Annotated in this window: 2 protein-coding genes; both read left to right on the forward strand. The window is 75.1% G+C overall.

Going from position 1 to position 2,297, the window contains the following annotated elements:
- Positions 1-394 precede the first annotated feature (394 nt).
- A complete protein-coding gene (locus ABZ641_RS33695; protein WP_359988083.1) occupies positions 395-1,411 on the forward strand; it encodes a chorismate-binding protein in 1,017 nt (338 codons plus the stop codon).
- 22 nt (positions 1,412-1,433) lie between these two features.
- Positions 1,434-2,249 (forward strand): aminodeoxychorismate lyase, encoded by an 816-nt coding sequence (locus ABZ641_RS33700; RefSeq protein ID WP_359988081.1) that lies wholly within the window; start codon positions 1,434-1,436, stop codon positions 2,247-2,249.
- Positions 2,250-2,297: the final 48 nt, after the last annotated feature.

Below are 2,297 nucleotides of genomic sequence, written 5' to 3' on the forward strand. Positions count from 1 at the left end.
CCCTCACCTTGGCAAGGTGATGCTCTACCAACTGAGCCACGTCCGCCTGTCTCCCGGCTGCTTCCCCGCTTTTCTTCGGTTCCGCGTCCCGGCGACGTGTTGAACTCTAGCGGATTCCCGGGCCAGCTAAAAATCCGTTCCCGCAGCGTGGCGCGGGGGTGGCCGGAAGGTGGTGCTCCGTCAGCCGTCCGGGTGGCTCCCCGGCCGCCCGGGGCGGGGGCTGCGGCGCAGGTCCAAGGGCCGCCCCCGGCCGCCCCGGCGGGCCGCCGACCTACACTTCAGGCACCGGGCAATCCCCGAACCGGCCCCGCGCCGCATCCGCGCGGAGCAGCACCCGAGTCCGCGCAGGAGAACCGTGTCCGGCCGCACCGCCCCCCTCAGCCCCGACCAGCCGATCGCCCGCTTCGGCGGCCGTCTCGCCACCGGGCTGCGCGAGGTCTCCGGCGACCCCGCGGTCCTCGACCGCGGCGGCTTCTGGGCGGTCGCGTACGACTTCGAGGGCCGTCTCACCTGCGCCCGCTTCGACGAGGTCCGCCCCGACCCGGCGCCGCCGGCCACCGCCGGCTGGCTCGGTCCGCGGACGGAGGACTGGCACAGCTCGCTCGACCGGGCCGCCTACACCGCGGGCGTCAGCCGGATCCGCGAGCACATCGCGGCCGGCGAGGTCTACCAGGCGAACCTCTGCCGGGTGCTCTCCGCGCCGCTGCCCGACCCGGAGCGCTCCGACATCGACGCGCTCACCGGCCTGCTGGCCCGCGGCAACCCCGCGCCGTACGCAGGAACGATCCGCCTGCCCGAGCACGGGGTGGAGATCGCCACCGCCTCGCCCGAGCTCTACCTGCGCCGCCGCGGCCGCACCGTCTCCTCCGGCCCGATCAAGGGCACCGGCCGCACCGAGGCCGACCTGCTGGAGAAGGACCACGCCGAGAACGTGATGATCGTCGACCTGGTCCGCAACGACCTCGGCCGGGTCTGCGGGACCGGCACCGTCACCGTCCCCGACCTCTGCGCGGTCGAGAAGCACCCGGGCCTCGTCCACCTGGTCTCCACCGTCGAGGGCCGGCTGCGGGACGGCGCCGGCTGGCCCGAGCTGCTCGCCGCCACCTTCCCGCCCGGCTCGGTCACCGGCGCGCCGAAGTCCAGCGCGCTGCGGATCATCGACACCCTCGAGACCGCCCCCCGCGGCCCCTACTGCGGCGCCGTCGGCTGGGTGGACGCCGACCGCGGCGAGGCCGAACTCGCCGTCGGCATCCGCACCTTCTGGATCGACCGGACGGGCGGCGCGCCCGTCCTCCGGTTCGGCACCGGCGCCGGCATCACCTGGGGCTCCGACCCCGAGCGCGAATGGGACGAGACCGAGCTCAAGGCGGCCCGCCTGGTCGCGATAGCGTCGGGCACCAGCACCCACTGAACAACCCCGGGAGCAGCACTCGATGATCTGGGTCAACGGCAACCTCGTGGACGCCGGCAGTGCCGCCGTCTCCGTCCTGGACCACGGCCTCACCGTCGGCGACGGCGTCTTCGAGACGGTCAAGGCCGTCGACGGGCAGGCCTTCGCGCTCACCCGCCACCTCGACCGGCTCACCCGCTCCGCCCGCGGTCTCGGCCTCGCCGACCCGGACCACGACGCCGTCCGCGAGGCCTGCGCGGCCGTGCTCGCCGCCAACCCGATGCCGCTCGGCCGGATGCGGATCACCTACACCGGCGGCACCTCCCCGCTCGGCTCCGAGCGGGGCGAGGACGCGCCCACCCTGGTCGTCGCCCTCGGCACCGCCAAGCCGCGCCCGGACACGACCGCGGTGGTCACCGTGCCGTGGCGCCGCAACGAGCACAGCGCCGTCGCCGGCCTCAAGACCACCTCCTACGCCGAGAACGTGGTGGCGCTCGCGACCGCGCACCGGGCCGGCGCCTCCGAGGCGCTCTTCGCCAACACCGCCGGGCGGCTCTGCGAGGGCACCGGCTCCAACGTCTTCGTCGTCCTCGGCGGCCGGCTGCTCACCCCGCCCCTCGAGTCCGGCTGCCTGGCCGGCATCACCCGCCGGCTGGTCGTCGACTGGAGCGGCGCCGAGGAGGCCGACCTGCCCTTCGAGGTGCTGTTCGAGGCCGAGGAGGTCTTCCTGACCTCCACCCTCCGCGACGTCCAGGGCGTCCACCGGATCGACGGCCACGAGCTGCCCGCCCCCGGGCCGATCACCCTCAAGGCGATGGCCCAGTTCGCCGAGCGAAGCGGCGACGACCTCGACCCCTGACCGGGCCGCCCCGCCGACGGCCGCACAGGCGTAGTGCGGCCGCCGCCG

This window comes from Kitasatospora sp. NPDC007106, from assembly GCF_040634455.1.
GTDB lineage: Bacteria > Actinomycetota > Actinomycetes > Streptomycetales > Streptomycetaceae > Kitasatospora > Kitasatospora arboriphila.